Annotated in this window: 22 protein-coding genes; 2 read left to right on the forward strand and 20 right to left on the reverse strand. The window is 35.4% G+C overall.

Annotated features, from left to right (window positions below):
* Positions 1-78 precede the first annotated feature (78 nt).
* The 11 genes from BN853_RS07615 to BN853_RS07660 all read right to left on the reverse strand — a co-directional run bounded on the left by BN853_RS07615 (position 79) and on the right by BN853_RS07660 (position 11,605).
* Entirely contained in the window at positions 79-906 is an 828-nt protein-coding gene (locus BN853_RS07615) for an IS3 family transposase (protein WP_030004561.1), read from the reverse strand.
* A 35-nt stretch (positions 907-941) separates the two neighbouring features.
* The gene (locus tag BN853_RS07620) at positions 942-1,661 is read right to left on the reverse strand and encodes a helix-turn-helix domain-containing protein (protein WP_030004029.1); all 720 of its coding nucleotides are present in this window, start codon (positions 1,659-1,661) and stop codon (positions 942-944) included.
* A gap of 99 nt (positions 1,662-1,760) precedes the next feature.
* Entirely contained in the window at positions 1,761-3,353 is a 1,593-nt protein-coding gene (locus tag BN853_RS07625; RefSeq protein ID WP_052591363.1) for a sensor domain-containing diguanylate cyclase, read from the reverse strand.
* A 55-nt stretch (positions 3,354-3,408) separates the two neighbouring features.
* Positions 3,409-3,861 (reverse strand): GNAT family N-acetyltransferase, encoded by a 453-nt coding sequence (locus BN853_RS07630; protein WP_030005366.1) that lies wholly within the window; start codon positions 3,859-3,861, stop codon positions 3,409-3,411.
* Positions 3,862-3,950: 89 nt separating this feature from the next.
* The gene (locus BN853_RS07635) at positions 3,951-4,943 is read right to left on the reverse strand and encodes a hypothetical protein (RefSeq protein ID WP_157869953.1); all 993 of its coding nucleotides are present in this window, start codon (positions 4,941-4,943) and stop codon (positions 3,951-3,953) included.
* A gap of 78 nt (positions 4,944-5,021) precedes the next feature.
* Entirely contained in the window at positions 5,022-5,975 is a 954-nt protein-coding gene (locus tag BN853_RS07640) for an endonuclease (RefSeq protein ID WP_030005368.1), read from the reverse strand.
* Positions 5,976-6,013: 38 nt separating this feature from the next.
* Positions 6,014-8,698, reverse strand: coding sequence for an InlB B-repeat-containing protein (locus BN853_RS07645; protein WP_030005369.1), 2,685 nt, complete (start codon positions 8,696-8,698; stop codon positions 6,014-6,016).
* Positions 8,695-8,829: a hypothetical protein gene (locus BN853_RS09140; protein ID WP_030005370.1), complete on the reverse strand. Its 135-nt coding sequence runs from the start codon at positions 8,827-8,829 to the stop codon at positions 8,695-8,697. Before BN853_RS09140 ends, BN853_RS07645 begins: the two co-directional genes overlap by 4 nt.
* A gap of 120 nt (positions 8,830-8,949) precedes the next feature.
* Positions 8,950-10,113: a nucleotidyltransferase family protein gene (locus BN853_RS07650; RefSeq protein ID WP_030005371.1), complete on the reverse strand. Its 1,164-nt coding sequence runs from the start codon at positions 10,111-10,113 to the stop codon at positions 8,950-8,952.
* The gene (locus tag BN853_RS07655; protein ID WP_030005372.1) at positions 10,110-10,520 is read right to left on the reverse strand and encodes a S24/S26 family peptidase; all 411 of its coding nucleotides are present in this window, start codon (positions 10,518-10,520) and stop codon (positions 10,110-10,112) included. The genes BN853_RS07650 and BN853_RS07655 overlap by 4 nt, the downstream gene beginning before the upstream one ends.
* Entirely contained in the window at positions 10,517-11,605 is a 1,089-nt protein-coding gene (locus BN853_RS07660) for a PqqD family peptide modification chaperone (protein WP_030005373.1), read from the reverse strand. Before BN853_RS07660 ends, BN853_RS07655 begins: the two co-directional genes overlap by 4 nt.
* 97 nt (positions 11,606-11,702) lie before the next feature.
* Between BN853_RS07660 and BN853_RS07665 the strand changes: the two genes are divergently transcribed.
* Positions 11,703-13,310: an ATP-binding cassette domain-containing protein gene (locus BN853_RS07665; protein WP_030005374.1), complete on the forward strand. Its 1,608-nt coding sequence runs from the start codon at positions 11,703-11,705 to the stop codon at positions 13,308-13,310.
* 65 nt (positions 13,311-13,375) lie between these two features.
* On the opposite strand, the gene BN853_RS07670 is transcribed toward BN853_RS07665, so the two are convergent.
* The 4 genes from BN853_RS07670 to BN853_RS07685 form a co-directional block, all read right to left on the reverse strand.
* Positions 13,376-14,803, reverse strand: coding sequence for a DEAD/DEAH box helicase (locus BN853_RS07670; protein ID WP_084232995.1), 1,428 nt, complete (start codon positions 14,801-14,803; stop codon positions 13,376-13,378).
* A gap of 119 nt (positions 14,804-14,922) precedes the next feature.
* The gene (locus BN853_RS07675) at positions 14,923-15,723 is read right to left on the reverse strand and encodes an ABC transporter permease subunit (protein ID WP_030005376.1); all 801 of its coding nucleotides are present in this window, start codon (positions 15,721-15,723) and stop codon (positions 14,923-14,925) included.
* Positions 15,716-16,630 (reverse strand): ABC transporter ATP-binding protein, encoded by a 915-nt coding sequence (locus BN853_RS07680; protein WP_030005377.1) that lies wholly within the window; start codon positions 16,628-16,630, stop codon positions 15,716-15,718. Before BN853_RS07680 ends, BN853_RS07675 begins: the two co-directional genes overlap by 8 nt.
* A 215-nt stretch (positions 16,631-16,845) precedes the next feature.
* Complete coding sequence (locus tag BN853_RS07685) at positions 16,846-17,616, reverse strand: hypothetical protein (protein WP_030005378.1); 771 nt, start codon at positions 17,614-17,616, stop codon at positions 16,846-16,848.
* Positions 17,617-17,878: 262 nt separating this feature from the next.
* On the opposite strand from BN853_RS07685, the gene BN853_RS07690 reads away from it, so the two are divergent.
* Positions 17,879-19,372, forward strand: coding sequence for a sensor domain-containing diguanylate cyclase (locus tag BN853_RS07690; protein WP_030005379.1), 1,494 nt, complete (start codon positions 17,879-17,881; stop codon positions 19,370-19,372).
* Positions 19,373-19,481: 109 nt separating this feature from the next.
* On the opposite strand, the gene BN853_RS07695 is transcribed toward BN853_RS07690, so the two are convergent.
* From BN853_RS07695 to BN853_RS09055, 5 genes are all read right to left on the reverse strand, one after another.
* Entirely contained in the window at positions 19,482-20,492 is a 1,011-nt protein-coding gene (locus BN853_RS07695; RefSeq protein WP_282430950.1) for an Atu2307/SP_0267 family LLM class monooxygenase, read from the reverse strand.
* Positions 20,493-20,588: 96 nt separating this feature from the next.
* Entirely contained in the window at positions 20,589-21,347 is a 759-nt protein-coding gene (locus BN853_RS07700; RefSeq protein ID WP_030005381.1) for a nuclease-related domain-containing protein, read from the reverse strand.
* Positions 21,348-21,396: 49 nt separating this feature from the next.
* A complete protein-coding gene (locus BN853_RS07705) occupies positions 21,397-21,759 on the reverse strand; it encodes an NUDIX hydrolase (protein WP_084232972.1) in 363 nt (120 codons plus the stop codon).
* Entirely contained in the window at positions 21,711-21,932 is a 222-nt protein-coding gene (locus BN853_RS07710) for a hypothetical protein (RefSeq protein WP_030005383.1), read from the reverse strand. Before BN853_RS07710 ends, BN853_RS07705 begins: the two co-directional genes overlap by 49 nt.
* Complete coding sequence (locus tag BN853_RS09055; protein WP_030005384.1) at positions 21,932-22,519, reverse strand: DUF2188 domain-containing protein; 588 nt, start codon at positions 22,517-22,519, stop codon at positions 21,932-21,934. Before BN853_RS09055 ends, BN853_RS07710 begins: the two co-directional genes overlap by 1 nt.
* Positions 22,520-22,533: the final 14 nt, after the last annotated feature.

The raw sequence follows: 22,533 nt of genomic DNA on the forward strand, positions 1-22,533 counted from the left end.
GAAAAAGAAGATAAAAAAAACCGCTCGCATCTAGTCGCTAGACTGAACCGCCCCCTGTCAAGTAGACAGTGGAAATAATTAAATAACTGATTCAATTTTTAAGGCTTGATTCCGAAATTCCATCGGAGTTAAGCCTTTTAGTTTTTCTTGGTACCTTTGTTTATTATAAAACTGGATGTATTGATCAATCGCTACTTTGAGTTGATTGATGTCGTGAAACTGGGTTAAATAGTACATTTCTGATTTAAGTGTACCCCAAAAACTCTCCATCGGTCCATTATCAATACACCTACCAACTCTAGACATACTGACTGTCATGCTTCTAGAAGTGAGCTTCTTTTGAAACACTTTATTCGTATATTGATACCCGCGGTCACTGTGTACCATCGGTTTGGCTTCCGGATTAAGTTGGAATGCTTTCTCGAAGGTTTCATTTACCAGTTGGTTATTATTCGATATACCCATTTTGTAACTGATAATACTGGTATCACACAGATCGATGATGGCACTTAAGTATAACTTAGTATTCGATCCAATCACCTTGAACTCGGTAACGTCTGTTAACCATTTCTCATTGGGATTATTAGCCTCAAATTGTCTGTTTAAGACATTCTCTGCTGTGATCTCTGGTCTTACTTTAATATACCCCTTACGCACTCTACGGATAACCGACGATACACCTAATTTCTTCATCAATCGTCTGATGCGTTTTACATTATAGTTCGTTTGATTCCGCTTATTAATCCATAAAGTCATCCGTCTATAGCCTAAGATACCTTTAAACTCATCATGATATTCAAGAATCAATTGAGATAACTCATGATTAATCTTTTCTTCATTTGTTTCTTCATGTTTTAACCACTTATAATAGCTGCTACGAACAATCAAAAGGATTTCACATAACACCAAAATAGGATAGTTTTTTGCCTCATGAAGCCCTTTTATCGTTTTGTATTTGGCTTCTTGGCGGATCTTGCTAAAATATCCCTCCTTTCGATCTCCTGGAATTTTTTTATGACTTCAGCCTCCATCTCCAGACGTTCATTCTTCCGTCTTAGAAGCTCAACTTCACGTTTTAGTTTCTCAATTTCACTTAGATTCTCTACAGGCTTTCTCTTGCCTCGTTCGTCCTTTAAACCAGCTTCACCTTCTACGTTGTATTTTCTGACCCAGTTATACACTTGTGAGTAGGCTGTCTCAAACTTCTCCGCTGCGAGTTTATATTCAAAGTTATGTTCAATCGTCCATTTCACTATATCTAACTTTTCTTCATAACTCACTTTTCTTGATTTCGCCATATAAACATACCCCTTTGGATCATACGCTTTGATCTCGTTATGTCTATTATACTTGGAAACCCAACTCTTAATCATTGAGTCTGATGTTATTTGATATTGTTTGGCCAGTTCTGCGTATGATCCTTTGCCATCGTGGTAAGCTTTAATCACCTCTAATTTGAATGATTTCATATAACTTTGGTTTCTTGGTTTATCCTCAAATGCCATACTTCCCATCGATTCATAGTTCCTGACCCATTGTTTAACACTGGATACGTCACATCCTAATTCACATGCGATTTCTAACATTGACTTGATTCCTGTTTGATATGCTTTGATTGCTTTGATTTTTGTTTCTTTACTGAATCTTGGTGTTCTTGACATAAGAAAAATCCCCTCTCTGTACACTTCTACAAACTTTAATTATTTGTAGTGTCTACTTTAAGGGGATCATATCAGACCTCAACAAGCGGTTTTTTATCATTATCGTCGTTTATTTCGTTTATTTTCATACATTTGATCGTCTGCGAGTTTCATGAGCGCTTGACTCTTCATTTCATTTGTTGTCATCGCATAACCAATGCTAACGTCAATTTGGTAATGACTTTTTAGATTCAACTCGGTGACGCCTTCTTTTAAACTCACGATTTTGTCATTTAATGAGGCCTCATCTAAGTTCATCAAAACACAGCTAAACTCATCCCCACCAATCCGAAAGCAGTTATTTTTTTGAAAGACCTGTGTAATTACCCCATACGCCTGGATGATCGCCTCATCACCGACGTTATGCCCGTAGGTATCATTAATCTCTTTTAAGTGATCTAAATCAAAATAAAACAAATATAGGTTTTTTTCAATCGACTGAAGGTTCTCTTCTAACCTTTTTTCAAACGACAAACGATTATTCGCACCCGTTAAGTAATCGGTATAGGCTAGTTTTTCAAGCGCACTGGCTTCATAGACTTTTTTAGTATACACATTAATATACTTCAAATAATCATAAAGCATGAACACAGAGACAAATAAAAAACCCACAATAACAAACCACGAGGTGTAATTGAATCTACCTATTAAAAAGTAAATAAATTCTGCTAACACAAAAATTAAAAACACCCCAAGCACACGAACCGATTTCTTCGCTTCGTTACTTTGTTTTTTTAACCACTCATACAAGAGTAAGCCAACCACCACAATAAATTCTAATATCATCGTGATATGAGCGAAAATGACCGATTCAAAATAACCAGCAAGGCCACTAAACTGTAACACAAGCATCATCACAGTGACAAACAAACTCACACTAATCATCACATTAAGCACAAGATCATATTTTTTTAACGAGGAAAGTTTAAAGAAATAAAGCATTGGTATTGATATGATACCTAGTGTGATGTAAGACAAGCTTCCAAGCACATCAGGACTACCTATGATAAATTGTAGCAGTCTAGATTCACTAACAATCCAATAAGAAATCAGTAAGAGTGTAATCCCGAAATAGACGTAGTTAGATCGCTCGTTTTTGTAATACATAAAGCTAATCACAATGATAAATAGCCCAATGATGTTTAACAAAATCCCCATTAAGAATTGTAGCCCATGACTTTGAAAGATATAGGCGTATATTTCCGATAAGGTGCCATAGTGTATGTCGTTGATGAGTCCGTTCATACTTTCATAAGGGCTATAAACAACAAGCGTTAGCGTTTCTCCTTCACTAATCTCTATGACGTGCCATAAAGAAGCGTACGGGTGATTTTCGTTATTAAACGATTTACTATACACCAACACACCATCAATATAGACAAACAAATCTTGTAGGGAAGTTCTCAGTAGAAGAAAATCCTCGTCTTTAAACGTCGTCATATCTAAGTCGATCTCAATTGGAAGTTTTGACTCAATTTTTTCTGGGTATTTCTCATAAGGTGTGCCATTAATGATTAAGGTATCATCGTAACGATTCACCGTTTCGATGGTGAGTTTTTCATTAGAAGAACGATCGAAAACAATCAGCAATGAAAAAAACAATACATAGCTTAACATGATTAAAATAGGCATCAATCTTATATGTCTTTTCATACGCATTTTCCTCGTTTCTATTTTCATTATATACCACAATAACTAATATTATAATTTATACACATTTTTTTATCTTAAGTTGATAGATTGGATCATTGCCATCTAGGTAGTTTGTTTTTACAAAACCTTGTTGTTCATAAAAACGAATGGCTCTTTCGTTTTTCACATTGACACTTAAAAACAAATCTGCCACACCTGGATAATCGCTACTAATTGTATCTTTAAACAATTTAAAAAATAAGCGTCCATAGCCTTTTTTCTCATATCGATAATCCATTAAAAAGCGATCTAAAAATAAATCCCCCATTGAATTCAACCCTACCATTAAATAGCCAACAAATTCGTCTTCTAATTGAAACAGATAGATTTTCCATGCGATATCATAGGCCATTTCATGGTACGCCTTTAATGTGTCTTTCTGACTCTCAATGAATTTTTCTGATTCCTTTTGAACCTTTAATGACAAAAAGTCCGCTTCGTACTTTGTTTCATATAAAACTAATTTCATTTGGTACTCCTTTTTCTAACTTAGATAAAAACCGCCTAACCTAGGTTAAGCGGATAGTGATAAATCCAATTTGAGTGCCGTTTTTATGATCAAAAACATAGGTTAGTATAACGCTCTTTTTGGTTTGGATCAAGATATATCAATCGCTCGATGTATTCTTTTTTGATTAACACCTGATCCTCACTAATCACATACTCTTCTTTTTTAATGTTGGGGTTACTTGATAACCCAACAAATGAGCCCCCATACAAATCAAAGGTAAAAATTAGATCTGAACCGGTATACATGACATCACTACTTGAGGTGATTCTTGGATTAGGGTCAACCGTCAAATAAATAAATGTCACGTAATTCGTTTCGCCTCTAATTTCAAGCGGATAGATACCATCATTAAACTGATTTAAATAGTCACTAAAGACACTGAGTCGGTTGTCAATTATTTCATAAGAAGCTTCATCTACTTCATTACCGTTAAAATAGAGAACGCCAAAAAAAGAGGTTTGAAGACTTAATGACGTTTCATCTTTTGGTTTTGTGTAACCATCCACGTTAATATAAAACTCATGATCATAGACAACAACACCATTAAAAGTCGCTTTTATATGATATAAAACAAGACCATCTAAGGGCTCATAAGTCAATTGTCGTTCTTCAAGCTCATAGGATTTAACTTCAATGTTCTTATGTTTAACTGACACATGAAATGTTAAATCCGTCACTTCTGTTTGAAGACGAATAAATGATTCATCATAGATCAGTTCTAATTCAATGTCTTTGATAATGCTAAACTTATAATACTCAGAAAAATAAGACGACGCATCACCTTTAACAGTTTTTACCATCACAACATAATTGCCTGTTAGATAATCACTTAAATCCACGAACGTATCTTTCGTTTCAATCAGTTTGTTGTTGATGCTTACGACATAAGCATCAGCACCACTTACCTCACCCCATGAAAGTAAAGACGTTGATTCACTAAAAACAACCTCTTTTGGAGGGGTTAATATTAATTCCGTTTTTTCTTTTGAACAGCTCGTTAGCGAGCACATCAATAACATCAATAACAACATTCGTTTCAAGTAAATCACCTCTGTATTTTATCATATCATAATTTATAAAAATTGGCACAAACTCAGTTTAGAGTTTGTGCCAATTATTTAATTAATGAACTGACTTGAATTTGATACTGTAGAAGGATTATTTCCCCACAGTAAAGCAACATAATCCGGATTATCAATGAATGGATTTCGATTGTTTTGATAGTTATAAATTACTTCATTTCTATTTCGTTCGAAATCATCCACTGGGTCTTCGATGTGCCATTGTAGAAGTACAGACATCTTAGCCATGTAAGTGCCGTCTTCTTTGTAAGTCGCTTCATCCATCGCGCTTGTAATTACATTGACAATATCGAGATTCGGGTACATGACTACCATATAAAATAGTATTCTAGCCACGTCACCCTTATCATCCTCGCCAGGGTAATAAGCGTCATTTGTTGTTGTAAAATCAAAATATTTGTTGCTTCGTGAGCTGTTTGTTGATTGAATGGTAGCTCTTAAATTATGTAAATCGGTTCCGATATTCTTTGTTGAATTACTTACTCTTGATACTCCAAGTCTAGAATTTGGCCATACATGTTCTCTTGTATAAGTGGTTCCGTCCCATGCACCTAAAACTGATTGACGATCATAAATTGTCAATACATTGTTCGAGTTATTTGGGTCTTGATCAGCTTCATCTAAAATATAACGAGCATCACTATAAGATACCTTAATCATGTCGGCTTGAATGATCGATCTCAATTCTAAAAATAGTGTGTTTCCTGATAATCCCTCAGCACTACTATAATAAGCAAGCACATCAGGGTTTGATTCAACAACATCAGACACAGTAACGGTAAGCCTTAATTCTGCGGTGTTTCCTGCATTATCTGTTGCCTGATAAATTAATATATAGGTGCCAGCTATGGATGTATTAACAATCCCGTGACTTAAAAATTCGCAATCAACGGTTTCATCAACATTATCTATACCCTCACACCATGTAGAAGCAATAATATCGCTAAAAGGGTCCCCTACAGTGTACGTTAGTATCGCTTCTTCATTCATACTTAACGTAGGTGCTACGTTATCAACTATAGGTGTGACTAGTCCAAGTAGGTAATAATTATACTATTGATATATATTGAATTTGTAGTTGTTGTAACTTCAATGCTAACAGCACCAGAAAGATTATCAATCGAAACAATTCCCGCAGATCTTGGTGTTACTCCGCCAACTGTCGTTACCATATAAGTTTGAACAATGGATGAGCCAATTGACACTTCTATTGTTCCCTTACCTTTAGATGCGTTTGTGGCATATATAACTTCAATTGCGACTATGTTATCGATTGACTTAGAAGTCCCTTTTGCACCAGAAGCGCCAGTTGAAACCTGAATTCCTTGAGTAGCAAATCCATTACCAGCCTTAACCAAAGTCCAATTTTCTGCAGTCTCATCTCCGCCATCAATCGATGAAGTTGCTTCCCATGATTTTGATTTAAATTTATATGTTATTTCTTTTTGAACTGCTGAAGAACCTTGTTTGTTTACCGTTATCACAAATGTTTTACTTCTTTCAACACCATTGAACACTCCAGTAGCAGTTAAAATTACTTCTGTATTTTCATCAGTAGGAAGTGTAACTACACCACTTATTGGGTTAATTAGAGTTTCATTTGAAGAGCTCCATGTAATTGTTGATCCATTAGTACCTATATCTATCAAATCTAATGTCGTGGCTTCAGTAATAACACTTGGCAGACTGATTGAGTTTAGGTCATCTAAAACTTTTCCTTCATCTGTTTGTTCCCATTTTGCATACATATTTCTGTTGATTGTAGGCATCTTATATGGATCATCGTACTCAGTTGTTAAACTTTCATTAAACCACCCTAAGAAAACATAACCTGTTCTTGTTGGTATTGGCAGAACGGCCTGTGATCCGATTTGAACGACCTGTGTTGCAGGCATTTGTCCACCATCAGCACCATTATAATGGAATGTAATGGTCCTTGATTGTATTTCAAATTTTGCATACAACGTTCTTGACTGAATAATAGGACCACTAAAATCTACTTGGTTATTTTCAGCATCCAAATAGTACCAACCAACAAAATCATGATCTTCCTTGGTAGGTTCATATGTGATGCTACCGTTATTTGCAATCATTTCTTCTGTAACAACACCATCGACATTGTACTTGATTTCGTGGATTGGTCCGTTGAAAGCATCAAACATTATATTAATCTCATCGATGTTAATTCTTTCACCTAATACAGCAACTTCAAGTTTGACCCTAAGTAATTCTGATGTGGACAATGTTGACTCATTAAATAAACTTGAATTAGTTAAGTTTAAAGAATAGTCTTGTAGTTCCGAGGAAAGAGTGTTTCCTACCAAAGCATCGGTTACATCTACCCAATTAATCCCGTCGTTTGAAACACTTACTAAGACACTATTTGGATCATCACTACCATAAATTGCTGCTTTAAACGTTATGTTAGTTATTCCTGAAAAACCGCTGTTCGTGTAAATTTGTCCTTTAGAACGAACAGAGTGTGTTCCTATTTTTAATGGATCATCCGCAGCAACTAATGCCTCATCTAAAGTCCAAGAAATATCATTCACTATGACATCAGCTTTTGCATAACTTGCCTTACTGATTCCATCAAAACCTGCTGAATAAGTCCCTGCTTCTCCAATTGACTCAGGTGTTCTCTTATAATTCTCACTATAAATAACTTCTTCAACTGCCTCTTCGCCATTAGTGTTTAAGACAATCAAGTAAGCTCTAATACTGTTGTAAGCGTCATTTTCAAAGGTTCTAAGGAACTCTCTTGTTTCACCATTGTGAACGTTTGAAGCAATGACCTTAGCGCCTAATGATTCTAGCGTTAAGACATCACTACTTCTTGAGATAACGAACCCATATTCAATAAGTTCATAGCCACTTGACAGTTCAAATTGACCAACGTATGAGGTTGTGTTATCACCTCTTAGTGATAACGTATCAGACATATTGACTAATGGTGTTGATGGTTTTTCATTACCATAAACCGCATTAACAGTAATGTCTTTAAACACTGTGAACTTGTAAATACGGTTAGTCGATAAGACATGCCCTTTAGCATCTTCATAATGACTAAAAGGTACGCCTTCGTTTTCTAGGTTCGCAGTTAGGGTTGCTACTTCGTTATATTCATAGTTTGTTTTATTAGTCTCTGCGTTAGTTGTAACTGTAAAGGTAGAAACTTCGCTAACTGAATACTGTAAGAAGTAAACACGGCTTGAGCTAATATCATCAAGTGAAGTAATCCCACTGGTTGTTTTCCACTTAGGGTTTGAGTGAACCATGTTTGGTTTACTTGGAAGATTTGCAGGTTCTGTTACACTTGCACCTGGTATGACATAAGTCACATCAAGTATATGGCCATTGGAATCTGCAAACACAACCACATGTTCAAGCGAACTACCGCCACGATTGGCTTTATGAAAGATTGCGGTAATCTTTAGATTCGAGCGAACTGTGAACTGATAGTCTTCTGGTAAATCATCTCGGATGACACCATTGACAGCGTAAAATGCGAAATCATAGTCACTAGGACCAGATTTCGAAAATGTAATTTTTTCACCACGTCGTTTGTTTGGTATCCCTGGGGAGGGATTGCCTTTTTGCGTGTTGTCTAAATACGTTTCAATCTCCACTGTGAAATTGTTGCTTGCCAAGATTGGCATACTTGCAACGAATAAAAATAAACCGAGTAATAGTGTAATAACTGTCTTTCTCACCAGTCACTACCCCAAAACTCTTCATTACCACTGGTACCAGAGGTGCCTTGCCCACTTAAAGCAATCGAGTCTTTTAATTCAAACTCTACTACTTCTAGGGTAGGTGTTTCGTACTTCTGTTTTTCTTGCATACTTTCTTTCCTCCTAGAGTCTATTTAATTCTATATATATAGAATAGCACAGCAAACAACGTTTTGCAATGCAAAGTAAATAGATTATAGTAAAGATATTGTAAATAAAAAGAAAAGGGCTTAGTAAAGCCCTAAGGTGTCAAAAATATCTTCTATTTTCTTTCGTTCTTTTTCGCCTTGATTGAGTAATTTAACTTTTTTTGCGCTTTCTTTATGCCTAAACACAGCTAAATCAAATAAACGCACCAAATAAAACAATGGAATTAACCAAACATTTTTCTTCAAAATGGGATACATTTCTTTCATGTGCTTAAGACTTGGAAACACGGTTTGTAAAAGCACTCTAAATGGCCTTTTTTTACTGTTCTTTGAATTGGATAATCTAGGTGCCATCGGATTGAATTGACTGCCTTTTCCGTGGATACCGGAGACAAAAATATAATCTACTAGCGCTTCTATTTTATCGTTTTCAATCATAAAACCAGCGTCCAATAAATCGGTTTCAATTTGAAAGAGTTTTTTGTTTAAAAAGAGTAAAACTTGATAAAACCGTTTCATTTTCATTTCAATAAGATAGGTTTCAATTCTATTATTGTCTATGTTGTCTTCGTATCTTTTTGCATATAAACCAATATCCAGTATACTTCTTAAACCTACACCACTACTCTCGAAGTGTTTTGCCAAATGATACATCAAATAAAGCAGTTCAAAGGTTTCATCAAATGTATATTCATACCCTTTTAATGGTTTAAGGTAGTCGAGTGTGTTTCTAAAAAGTACGTACTTGTCATTAAACTCATGATCAAGTCTTGGATGAAGTTCAATTAATACACCCTCATTTGTTTCATACAAGTCGTGCGCAAGACTTCTAGATACCAAATTAATGTTTAATTCTTTAAGACATTTTTCCGCCTTTTGTAGTTCTTGATCTAGAAGTAAGACATCAATATCTCCCATACCTCTCATATAAGTATGCTCATAGAGTTCTTTAACTCTTGTCCCTTTTAAAAAGACAAATCGAATTTGATGCTCTTGAAATGTCTTTCTCAGCAACTCAATGACTTTTTGTTGTTTCAGATCGGTTGTCACATAATCATAAAGTACCTGTGTTTTGTAAGTAACAAAGGATTGGCTTCTGTTGGTATCACTGATGTATGGTAACACAAGACCAGATAACCCATTTTCCATTAGACGAACAAATATCTGTCTTTCGTCTGTGATTTTGCCTTCAAACGTTTCTTTTGATAACGCCTTAACGACTAACTCAGTAATTAAAGTTTTCATTTAAACACCCTAAACAGAAGCTTCTTAAATGGAATTAGTCCATAAAAACACACAATGAATTGATGTGTTATACTCGCTTCTTCTTTCTTTTTATTGTTGTGTTCGTAAAAGACTACTTTGCCATAAATATCACTTTTGTTTGGGAATTCTTTATAAAGACTGCCATCACCACGACAAACCACCAAATGTTGATTGATCTTTTTTATACGATGCAAGTAATAACTGCCCTTATACTTAAATAATACGACGTCATTCTTCTTATAGGTCGATTTTTTTAAGTACACACTTGTTTTACCATCCTTATAAAATGGCCACATAGACTGCCCTTTAACTTTGAATGAGGTCAGTTTACCTTCATTTAGAGATTCAATGATCAGTGGCATTAAGGTTTCATTATTAATTATCATTTGAGTAGTTGGTGTTTCTTTAAATGCTCAATAAAACCAATGACGTCTTTTCTCGCAAGTTCTTCTGTTACCTCATAACTGGCAGTCAACGCGTTTACTAAATCTTCAACGGTTTGTTCGTCTTTTAAACATTCAAATAATAACTTACCCGTTTTGTTTAATGTCATGATACCATTAAAATCCAGCGACGCTTCTTCTACTGGAATCACGATATATTTGCTACCTACTTCTCTTAGAACATACCCTGGTTTTAGTTGCATAAGTTTCTCCTTTATGATGTGATAATACGTCAGATAGACGGATTCAATCGAATTTGTTAGTATTGCTTCATGGATTGGTAACGTCAATAAATACTCAATGTTTTTAAAGTATGCATCTAGAAGTTCTTTTTTGTCTGGTCTAAAACTGTTCATGATCAACTGCTTTAGTTTCTCATCAATGGTTAAAGTTCTAACTTCTAAAGGTCCTTGTTTAATGAAATAGATACTTCTTATATGATATACTTCATTTTTATTGTATCGATTTTTACCTGAGAAAGGTGTGCCATAGACCATACCATCTTTGATCAGTGGCTTATCATCATTTAAAATAAATGCGTCTCTAAATGCTTCTAAGTAATAATTCGAATGCGTACTTTTCCCTGTGCCCGATGGCGCACAAAATAAATACGCTTCGTTATTCTTAACAACCACAGAGGCATGAAGGTTAATGTAACCTAGACGTAAAGATAGTTCAAGAAAGCTCATCGAAACCAAAATGTATTCTGCTTCGTCAATCTTCGTTTCTTTCGAAGATATTAAGATAGATTGATTGATACAGTCTTTATCATAACTGATTTGATAACGAATATGGCCTTCTTTATGATAGACCTGGACCGTTGTATTGCCATCATTTTGGAAAATACGTCGGTAAGTGCTTTCCTTAACTAACCCCTCTGATAAAGGTAATATCTCATCTGCTTGCCTGACGTCAATGACATAGGCAGGTTGATGTGTCGATTCATACGGCTTTAAACTGTTTGTAAGAAACGATTGTTCAATTTGATTAATCCTAAGATTGATGCCTGCAATTTGATAGTTACTCATTGCTTCACGTCCATTTCAATTTAATTATAGCATAGATAAAACTATATTGTCTTCCCATTATAAAGTTGTGTTACACTATTATTAAGAGGTGAGGTCAGTGCGAATTATTCCAACATTTTTTAAACCCTACTCAGCATTCATTAAGAAACCCGTGATATTATTATCGTTATCATCGATTGTAATGTCGATTACTGCCGTTTCTTTTGCTTACTATTCAAAAACAACCATCGACTATGCCGTCGATAAAAATGATCAATTTTATAAATATGGTGTCCTACTCATTTTTATTCTTGTGACACAGCTCTTATTCCAAACGTTTTCATATTACTACAAGTCATACGCTTATAATAAACTCTATTCAATGCTATTTAGGGATTACTATCAAGTTCTTATTCGTGGTGACTATCAAACACTAAAGAAAACACATAAAGAAACCTACCTTCATCTATTTAAACAAGACTTAATGTTTACAAGTGAAGCGATCATTGATGTTTATCCAAAGTTTCTATTCTTCATATTAAGGTTTCTGTTTGCCTTTGTCGTTTTATATCTTGTCTCTGATGTATTTGCGTTACTATTTTTGGGTCTTGGCCTACTTTTACTAGCCTCGGCCTTACTCATCAAAAAACCAATTAGACAGTCACATCAACAGGCCCTTGAACAAGAATCATTATTATTCCAAGAGATGAGTGAGTCTTTAACACACTTAGAAGTGATTAAGAGTTTCCAAATCGAATCACAAATGTCTGATACAATCAAAAAAACTTCTGATGATTTGTTTATTAGACGAATGAAAAAACAAAAAATTAGCGTTTTTTCATCTCTAGGTATGAATGTATTCTTCGGTTTTGGTTATGCATTCTCTATCGTCTTTGGTGCTTATCAAATCAGTTTAGGTCTTCTATCAATCGGTTCTTTAACCGCCATTATTCAATTAGTTTCCAATATCCAAAACCCGTTTTCAGGGTTATCTCAATTAATTCCTAAGTACTTTCAAATGAATGCCTCGATTGAACGTCTAGAGGTGCTAAATCAAATTGAAAAAGAAGTGATTATCAAACAGACACCTACTAAATTTGATAAAATCATATTCGATAAGGTGTCATTTTCTTACACTGATAAACCAGTTCTAAAAGATTTGAGTCTGACGTTAGATAAGAACAAAATTTACTGGTTAAAAGGCCCTTCAGGTTTAGGGAAAACGACCCTATTAAAACTATTACTGAGTTTGTTAGAACCCACTGAAGGACAAATACTACTTGAATCTGAATCCAACATTATTATAGGAAAACACACCAGAGACTATTTCGCTTACGTCCCTCAAGATTCATTCTTACTTCAACAAACCATCAAAGACAACCTTACTTTGGGTAAGGACGTCCAACTAGAAACACTCAATAAAGCTTGTCAAATAGCCTGTGTGCTAGAAGTCATCAATGACCTACCTTTGGGCTATAATACCCTACTAGGTGAAGGTGGCTATGGGTTATCCAATGGTCAACGCCAACGACTGTCGATTGCAAGAGCACTCATTAAAAACTGCCCAATCGTCCTACTTGATGAAGCAACTTCTGCTCTTGATAGAGAAACAGAAACTATACTCCTTACAAACCTATCTAAATTAAGTGACAAAACAATTGTCATTGTGTCTCACCATGATTTAAGTGCGTATGGGTTTAATGAAATTGATTTATTAAAACACTAATCATTAAAAAAAGAGATGAAGTCCCAAGTTATCTAGGGGATTTCATCTCTTTTTTATTTAGGTTACTAACGACCACTCTTTTTATGATACGTCGTTTGACTTGATGATGATTTTCTTGCAGACGTACGGCCTTGTCTAAAGTCTGATTTTCCGCCTTCAGTTTTCCCAAAAGTTTTCTTAAAACCACCGACCGAAGAATCACTTTTTGACTCAAAGGTTTTACCAACTTGTTGACGTTCGTCTCTTTTAAATGGTTCTGACTTTTTTTTGTCTGTAAATCGTTTGTTTGTTTGACCACGTTTTGGTTTTCCTGTTTTTGAAGGTTCTAGTTTTGGTCTTGTGTCTAATACATTCGTTGGCTCTGTTAAGACAAAGCCTTCTAAGGTTTTGACATCAATTGGGTTTTTAATGTGTTTTTCAATTGCCTTTAATAGGTCTCTTTCTAACACATCACAAAATGAAATCGAAATACCATCTAGACCTGCGCGACCGGTTCTACCGATACGATGGATGTAGGTTTCTGGTACTTCTGGTAAATCATAGTTAAAGACGTAAGAAAGGGCTTCTATGTCAATCCCTCTTGCTGCTATATCGGTTGCTACTAACACGTTTGTTTTACCTTTTTTGAAATTCTCTAACGCTCTTTCTCTGGCATTTTGTGATTTATTGCCATGAATGGCTTCGGTCCTGATGCCTTTTTCAAGTAACTCTTTAGTGACTCTGTTTGCCCCTTGTTTGGTTCTTGTAAAAACGAGTACAGATGCCATTTTTTCACTTTTAATCAGTTCGACTAACAATGATGTTTTCTTTTTCTTTGCGACGTGATAAACCGATTGGGTAATTTGATCTAGTGTTTTTGTCACCGGTGTCACCATCACTCTAACTGGGTCTTTTAATACCTCAGCCGCCAATTTTTCAATGGTCTTAGGCATTGTTGCACTAAAGAGCATGGTTTGTCTTTCGGTTTTAATCATTTTTACAATCTTCTTTACGTCGTTTATAAAGCCCATGTCTAACATTTGATCGGCTTCATCTAAGACAAAGTAAGATACGTCTTTTAAGTCCACAATTTTTTGATTGACTAAGTCTAATAATCGGCCTGGTGTTGCCACAAGCACATCAGCGCCACCTCTTAATTGGTGTTCTTGTTCTCTTTGTTTGACACCACCATAAATAACCACACTTCGAATACCTAAGTAAATGCTATAAGCGTTGAAGTTTTCAAAAATTTGATTCGCGAGCTCTCTGGTTGGCGATAACACAAGTGCTTTGATCAAGCGCTTGTCTGTCTTATCTTCATAGAGTCTTTGTAAGATTGGAATGGCAAACGCAGCGGTCTTTCCTGTACCGGTTTGCGCACTTGCTAACATATCTTTACCATCTAAAAGCACTGGAATGGCTTCTAGTTGGATCGGTGTTGGTGTTAAATAACCAAATTTCGTTACTGCTTTTGATATTTCATCGATAATACCTAATTTTTTAAATTCGTTCATAAGTTCTCTTTTCTTCGTTTTTTGCATTAAAAAATGAAGTGTCATCCATCAAACACTTCATTTTCAAGTATGCCTTTGTAAGTATACCACAAGACAATTCAATTTCCTAATTATTTTATTTATATTGGTAAATCACGTTTTTCAAATAACCTAATCCCAAAGTAATAACAACCTATGGCCAGTAAATTTAAAACAAGCATGTTCAAATATACCTGGTTTGATTCACTAAAAATCAAGTTTGTGTCAAATAAACTATAAACAGAAAAATACTTCAAGAAATCGAGTTTATCGTTCGTATTTCTTAGCATATCAATGACAAAAAACAAGATAGGGATACCTGTGCCATACATAAGTGCGTCTTTGGTTTCATTACAGATTGCACTAAAGAAAAAGCCAATCCCAGAAAGCAAGTAAAATAAAGCAACGACGTTCAGATTAAGCAGGATAAATCTTGAAAGATTTGCTACCTCGCCAACCATTAAGACCGCACATAGATAGATAACAAACGCAACCATCATTATGAGTAAGCTAATGGAACTTAATAAGAATATAGCACTCGTAAAACTAATCTTATTTCTTTTATTTGGTGTGGCAAGCAATAAAGCCATCGAGGTGTTATCGACGTATTTCGATAGAATTCTCATTGAGGCAGACCCCAAATAAATCATTGGAAACAACAACATCAAAAACCCATAGTAATAGCCCGCGATGTAGCCTACAAAACTTTGATCAAGCACTCGAAATCCCATCGCGTTAATCAATGATTCTGGAAACATCTTTAATAACTCGTCCCAACTTGCCATGTCTTGTGCATCATACATTGAAACGATGATTACGGCATAAAGACTCATTACACCAAAGACGATTAAAAATAACTTATAATTGTCTTTAATGGTTTGTTTAAATAACGCATTATTCATGAGTCACCGCCTCGCTTTCTAACGCATTCGTTTCATAAAGTTCAATAAACAATCGCTCAAGTGATTCTTTTTGCAGTTCAATTTTTGTCACATCGTAGGTGGATAGTTTTAATAAGACTTTATTTAACTCCGTTGTGATTCTAATCATCACATCTAGATTATCCGCAGTAATGGCGTCTTTGTCATTCAGAAGAAAACGCCTTTTCTCTTCTAGATCCTTAAAGGATACCAAATACGTTTTACTCACTTTATTCTTTAATTCGTCAATCGACTCAATTGAAAGCTTTCTGCCTTCTTTGATGATTAAAACCCGATCACACGTCTTTTCTATTTCTTCAAAGCTGTGACTACTCATAAAGATGGTAGCCCCTTCTCTTTTCTTTTGTTTAATTAAATCAATGAACTTTTTTTGCATGAGTGGGTCTAACCCTGAGGTTGGTTCATCTAGAATCAACAGCTTTGGTTGATGCATAAAGCAACAAACAAGCCCAAGTTTTTGTTTCATGCCTTTAGACATTTTTTTGATATAACCGGACGCATCAAGTTCAAAATAAGTAATCAATTCCATCATATAGGTTCGATCCGTTAAACCGCGAAGCTCTAGTATATAATTTAAAAAATCAATGCCTCTCATGTGTTCAAAAAACACAATTTCACCAGGTAGATACCCCAGGTCTCTTTTAATCTCTAATTCGGCCTCATTCAAGCATTTACCAAACAACTTAAACTCACCTTGTTGGGGAAATATGAACCCGAGTAATTGTCTAATGGTTGTGGTTTTTCCTGCCCCGTTCGGGCCTAAAAAACCATAAACCTCACCCTCAAAAATCTCAAACGACAAGTTGAAAACACCTTTATTTTGCCCGTAAGATTTCGTTAGATTTGCTACTTCAATGATTTTGGTCATCTCATCACCTCACTGGTTTTATTATACAACGAAAAAAAGACAAAGCGTCAATTCTTTTGCCTTTTATTCTGATTTTGGTTAAGCTGTTAATAATCTATGTAAATTTTTTTTTATTTAATACGTCAATCGATTCTATCAAAGTGCCATCTTTTGTAGTAAAAACTAAGCGTTTCTAATTCAATAAAGTCTGGCTTAATCGATAGAAGTTAGAAAACTTAGAATGATTCGGTTAGGGTTTGAACGTTTGGATAAATATATCTTTCATCGAAACCGCCAGCCGCCTCTGTAATGTAGAGTTGCCCATGTTTAATAAACGCACGATAGTCTTTATAGGAAGCCACATCAACCCAAAGCTTCGGTTGTTCGTTTTCCAAATAAAGATTGGCTTTAAAATGAAACACCAGTTGTTCTTTTGAGAACATCTCTGGTTTAAACGTCTTATTTAAATGCCCATAAGGGTTTGTATTCACCAGAAAACAACCGTCTTGGTTTGTTCGTTCACTCGTATCGCCATAATAGGAGTAAGCGTGAACCAATCGAAGTGAATCAGAATCCATCATGTGATCCTTTTCGATTAGACTCTTAAGAATCTCTACTATCGTTTCTTGTTTGTATGCGTATGGATAATTTATCATAACGACACCATCAAATAGATCGGCTTTATCATCAATCCTAGGTAGATGATAAACGATTTTATCCCCGATGGTGGTCAAAACATACGATAAATAAAGACGAACCTCACAGCGTTGTCTAATCATGTGTTTTCGAATTAGCTTAAAGGCATCAAGCGAATGTTCAGGCAGGTCACTTAAATCGTAGTTATCGTAGTCGATGGGTATCGTAAAATACACGTCTTTGATCGCTAGCTTATATTTTTCTTCAACTACTAATTTCATATCAACGTCTTTTAACACGACTTCTTTTTTACACCCGAAAAAAAGTGTACTAAAAAAGACGATCAATAAACCCATGACTAATTTTTTCATGACCTCACCACCCAAGTTTAATTTATCAAACAATAAAATGGTTGTCAAATTGATTCGAACTATAAATGGAAATGACCTTTGTTTATCTTTTATAACTAACAATACCGATTGATAATACTTCTAAACCCATTCAAAATAGAATCAAAACTTCTAGAATGACTTCATACTTGGAAACAATCCAGGTGTTTACTTGCTTCACGTAATGACAAATCATCAACAATACGCTATAATTAGGCTATTAGGCATAAGGTCGGTGATCCCTTTGAAACACATCAATAAAATTAATCTTTTGACCATTTTTATTACGATGGTCTTGATTGTGGGACTCTATTCGTTTTCAATCAACCGAATCAATCAATTTCATACGAAACAAACCTATGAGGCTATGCTTGAACAAAAAAAGGTTTTAATCAAAGAAGGCGTCGATAACCAAATCATTCGTATTGAGAAATACAAAAATTCATTTACGACTTATTTTTTTAGTGTTGCGGATCGCTTTATTAACCGTCAAATAGATAGCGCAATCGTAGGTGATGACCTGATTTATCAGCTTTCTCAATTAGAATCGATCATCCCAAACGCATTTAGCCTTCATTTGGTCGAAAATGGGATCACGAAATACGAACTCGGCATTCCAATCACATCCCTTGATGCGATTGAAGCAGACCCAAGGTTTTATCAAACGAACATATATACTCATCAAGACTATCTATTATTTTTAGGCGTCAATAAAGACTACGTCGATGAACGTGTATTTGTCCGTATTAAAGAAGATATTTTAAGCCAGTCTTATGATAAAGACACGTACATGTGGATCAATCAAATCCTAGATTACGACGGTGGCGATGACTACGCGATTCGCTTCATCCATCCAAATTCAAACCCACCCACAGGCACACTTCTATCCACCAATACTGAGGTCTATGGTAAAAAACCCTATCAAATCGAACTAGACGGTATAAAAGAAGACGGCGACGTCTATTTTACTTACCATTTCAAACTGCCAAACAGTGAGGTTTTAGCAGAAAAAATCACATACGCCAAACTCTATGAACCATACGACTTCGTGGTTGCGATGGGTATATACATCGAAGACATTACCGAATACAGCAACAAGAATCGTCAAGCAATGCTTAACTATTCGTTCGAAGTCTCTATTGGATTTGTCATTATCTTTGTCCTTGCTACCATAACGAACTACATCTACATTTCAAAAGCCAATCAAAAGAGGAATCAAGAAGAAAAAGAGACGATCATCAAAATCTCAAATACCGACCAGCTGACTGGTGCGTATTTAAGAAGGGTTGCCATTAGTCATTTCGATCTCTACTTGAAAAACAACGCCAAAAAAGATGGCGTCTGTGCGTTTATTTTGTTCGATATTGATCACTTCAAACAAATCAATGACCGTTTTGGCCATAAAATGGGCGACGTCATCTTACAAGACGTCACAAAAATTATTAAAGAAGTTAAGTCCTTAGATAACCGCATTTACCGTTGGGGTGGAGATGAATTTGTCTTCTTGTTAAGAAGAGAGTCCAAACAAGCACTTCAAACAGACGTTGAAGCACTCATCAAAACAATTAACAAATACGTCTTTAAATCCGAAGGTAAACAAACAAAAATCACAATTTCGATTGGTATTACTTTATTTAAAGAAACCGACCAATCCATTGATGAGTTAATTGTTCGTTCGGATAAAGCGTTATACGAATCAAAAAATAAAGGAAGAAATCGTTACACAATCATAGAGTAATCAATTAACATTTCAGAGATTTATCTTGCAAAATAGACCGTGGCAAACCAAAAATCAATCTGAACTAAGAAAAAAACATTGGATGACATATACCCAATGTTTTTTCTATTTATACGTTCTCTTCAAGTAATGTTCTTACTTTCGTTCCAAAGAGCTCAATGGATTTTAATACTTTTTCATGTTCTAAGAAACCAACTGGTACGTGTAGTGTAAACCGGTCAATTCCAAGCGTCTCTTTTAAATGACGTATTTTTTTTGCCACATAAACGGGATCTCCAACGTAGAGTGCGCCATCAAATCCATTAGCAAACTCATAACTGCGCTTGTTGTATTTTCCCCAACCGCGTTCACTTCCGATTTGATTCATCGCTTGTTCCATGGAAGGGTAATACGTCTCAAACGCTTCTTCATAAGTATCGGCAACATAACCATGCGAATGAACAGACACGTGCATTTTACTTTCGTCATGCCCAGCTTCAAGATACGTTTTTTTGTAAAGATCAATGAGCGGCTTAAACATTCGTGGTGCTCCACCTATAATCGCCACAAAAAGCGGTAATCCTAGTTTACCTGCACGAATTGCTGACTGCATTGTTCCACCAACCGCAACACTGATCCTTAAGTCCTTTGTTCTTGGATAAACCCCAAGATTTCGATAAGTGCTTCGGTAGTTTCCATCGTAACTTGAGATTTCATGATCTCTGATTTGAACCAGTAAATTTAACTTTTCATCAAACAGTTCATCATAATCATTTAAGTCATAACCAAACAAAGGAAAGGATTCAATAAAAGACCCCCGTCCAACCATCACTTCCGCTCTACCTTTAGATAAGGCATTGAGTGTGGCAAAGTTCTGGTAAACCCTTACCGGGTCCTCACTTGATAAAACGGTTACCGCACTACCTAAGGTAATTCGTTTAGTAACACTTGAGGCAGCCGCCAAAATCACGTGAGGCGCACTTGCCGCATAATCTTTTCGGTGGTGTTCACCGATACCATAAAAATCTAGGCCAACTTCATCAGCCAGTTTAATTTCCTCAATGGCATTTCTAATGCGCTCATCGTAGGTCATGGTTTGTAATGTTTTTGGATCCTGCATCACTTCTAAGAAAGTGGTTATCCCTAATTCTTAATTTTTTCATCTTATCACCACATTCAGTTTATCATTTCGAATTCGAAATGTTAATTGAAATGCTCAATCAAAAAAAAGTGCCGATTACTCGGTCACTTTGATCTCTTCTTTGATTAAGTTTTCCACTTCAAGTACGTGTAGGCTTTTTACCTCATCGGATTGCTTTTGTCTTAAAGTGAGCTTATCAATCATCTGAGTTAGGTCTTCCTTAGTAAAAATGCTTTTACCATACTTCTCTTTTTCCTTTACCGCTTTGATTGCTTGATTTAAGTGCGCGACGAAATGCTTCTTACTAACATTAATCTTTGATAGTTTACTACGATTACTAAAGACAACCATCGGAGTGATGTGTTCTATATCAATTTGCAGAAAGCTTTCAACCGCCTTCGTGTGAGCGTAGTTTTGTCTAAGAGGGTTATAGAAATCGTGCTTAGAAAATCGGTTCATGACTTGTTTCCAATGTTTGTCTTGTTCAGAACCGAAAATATAACCACCATAGTTCTTCATTTCAAATACGTAAACCCCTTTCGTTGAAACCACAAGTACGTCAATTTCTGTTACAGTCGTATTTTTTCCATCCAAATAGAGATTAGTCATTACCTGCTTGTTTTCAAATAGTTTACATAACTTACGATAAAGAATGAATTCCCCATAATACCCTTTATTTAAGTACATTTTAAAAAACGCTTGACCTGATTTTTCTTTATATTTCGTCTTTTTAAAAGACACCACATCATAGATAAAAATGATCAAGCGGATGATTAAAGCAATACTTGCTGCTATTAGTGTTGCAACAAGCATAATCAATGCTTCCATATCCGATTGTTTTTTCCGTTTTGCCACTAGTTACCTCTTTCTTAAACGATTAATGTCTCGTTAATCTATTTTTCTATTACATACTCTTTATAACAAATTCAACAATAAGTGCATCTCTCTTATTGATAAACCTTGTCACATAGGCGTTTTCATGGATACTAGCTACCGAATTTTTGCTTGATTGACTGATTAAACGATACGCATCTTTTAAACTGACAAAAACCACCTCACCACCTTCGTCATTCTCTTTTTTCGTCAAATCAAGATGGTTGAGTTGAATTGATCCGTAGCCTTTATATACATAGCTAATTTGCCTAAAATTACTTTGAGATTTTTCTTCAATAAAGTGCCCAAGGTATTCCAAAGAGTCAATAACAACGCCTGTTTCCTCTAATACCTCTCTTCTAAAACACGCCTCTGGTGACTCGTTATTTTCAATTCCACCACCAGGTAATTTATATTCGTTCTTCTTTTTTTATGAAATAGTGCAACTTGGTTATTGGGAAGAAAAACAAGACCTCTAGCAGAACGTCTTGTTTCTTCATTGAAGAACGGTTCATCTTTAAGTCCAAAGTCACTATCTTTTAGAATCGCGATTAATTGATCTTCCATTATTTTTTCTTCCAATAGTCTTGTTTTCTAATCTTTCCATCGACCTTGTGAATCACGATTGAACTGCCTGCTTTTTCAGCTAAGTCTTCAGCGACTTCAATCGCTTTTTTTTGAGTATTATAGTACTTGATGGTTTTATCAGAACCTTCTTTTCTTACGCGCCACTTTTTGTAATGTGGGCTTGTCTCGTCTTTGTTTTGTGAGATGTGGTATTTTAAAGGACGCCCCTTCTCGATTTTATCTTTTTTAGGATCATCTTCTTCAGACGAATCCTCATTCATCACTTTCTTTGTTTCTACAACTGTTATTTTTGGGCTTTCTTCTGCCTTCTTAATCGTTTCTTTTTTACTCGTAAGATTCTTTGATGTCGTCAGTGGTTTATCTTCAATTATCTGATTATCGACGTTTTCTGAAGCAACCTTAACGGCATCATCTGACTCAATCTTGGTTGGTTTTTCTTCTTTGAAATCATTTTTTGTTTCAATATCCAATCGTTTCTTTCTTCTAAACAATAGATAAACCGCTAGTAATACAAATAAAATACCAAGTGCGATAAAAATGGTGTAATCGTTCATGAAATCTCTCATTTTTCAATACCTCC

The sequence above is a fragment of the Paracholeplasma brassicae genome (assembly GCF_000967915.1).
Taxonomy (GTDB): Bacteria; Bacillota_I; Bacilli_A; order Acholeplasmatales; family UBA5453; genus Paracholeplasma; species Paracholeplasma brassicae.

Coding starts and splice junctions, on each gene's coding strand:
- BN853_RS07660 (WP_030005373.1), bottom strand. CDS start 11,605: ATGAGTAACTATCAAATTGCAGGCATCAATCTTAGGATTAATCAAATT.
- BN853_RS09140 (WP_030005370.1), bottom strand. CDS start 8,829: ATGCAAGAAAAACAGAAGTACGAAACACCTACCCTAGAAGTAGTAGAG.
- BN853_RS07675 (WP_030005376.1), bottom strand. CDS start 15,723: ATGAATAATGCGTTATTTAAACAAACCATTAAAGACAATTATAAGTTA.
- BN853_RS07620 (WP_030004029.1), bottom strand. CDS start 1,661: ATGTCAAGAACACCAAGATTCAGTAAAGAAACAAAAATCAAAGCAATC.
- BN853_RS07630 (WP_030005366.1), bottom strand. CDS start 3,861: ATGAAATTAGTTTTATATGAAACAAAGTACGAAGCGGACTTTTTGTCA.
- BN853_RS07670 (WP_084232995.1), bottom strand. CDS start 14,803: ATGAACGAATTTAAAAAATTAGGTATTATCGATGAAATATCAAAAGCA.
- BN853_RS07650 (WP_030005371.1), bottom strand. CDS start 10,113: ATGAAAACTTTAATTACTGAGTTAGTCGTTAAGGCGTTATCAAAAGAA.
- BN853_RS09055 (WP_030005384.1), bottom strand. CDS start 22,519: ATGAGAGATTTCATGAACGATTACACCATTTTTATCGCACTTGGTATT.
- BN853_RS07640 (WP_030005368.1), bottom strand. CDS start 5,975: ATGAATGAAGAAGCGATACTAACGTACACTGTAGGGGACCCTTTTAGC.
- BN853_RS07710 (WP_030005383.1), bottom strand. CDS start 21,932: ATGGAAGATCAATTAATCGCGATTCTAAAAGATAGTGACTTTGGACTT.
- BN853_RS07685 (WP_030005378.1), bottom strand. CDS start 17,616: ATGAAAAAATTAGTCATGGGTTTATTGATCGTCTTTTTTAGTACACTT.
- BN853_RS07655 (WP_030005372.1), bottom strand. CDS start 10,520: ATGATAATTAATAATGAAACCTTAATGCCACTGATCATTGAATCTCTA.
- BN853_RS07680 (WP_030005377.1), bottom strand. CDS start 16,630: ATGACCAAAATCATTGAAGTAGCAAATCTAACGAAATCTTACGGGCAA.
- BN853_RS07625 (WP_052591363.1), bottom strand. CDS start 3,353: ATGAAAAGACATATAAGATTGATGCCTATTTTAATCATGTTAAGCTAT.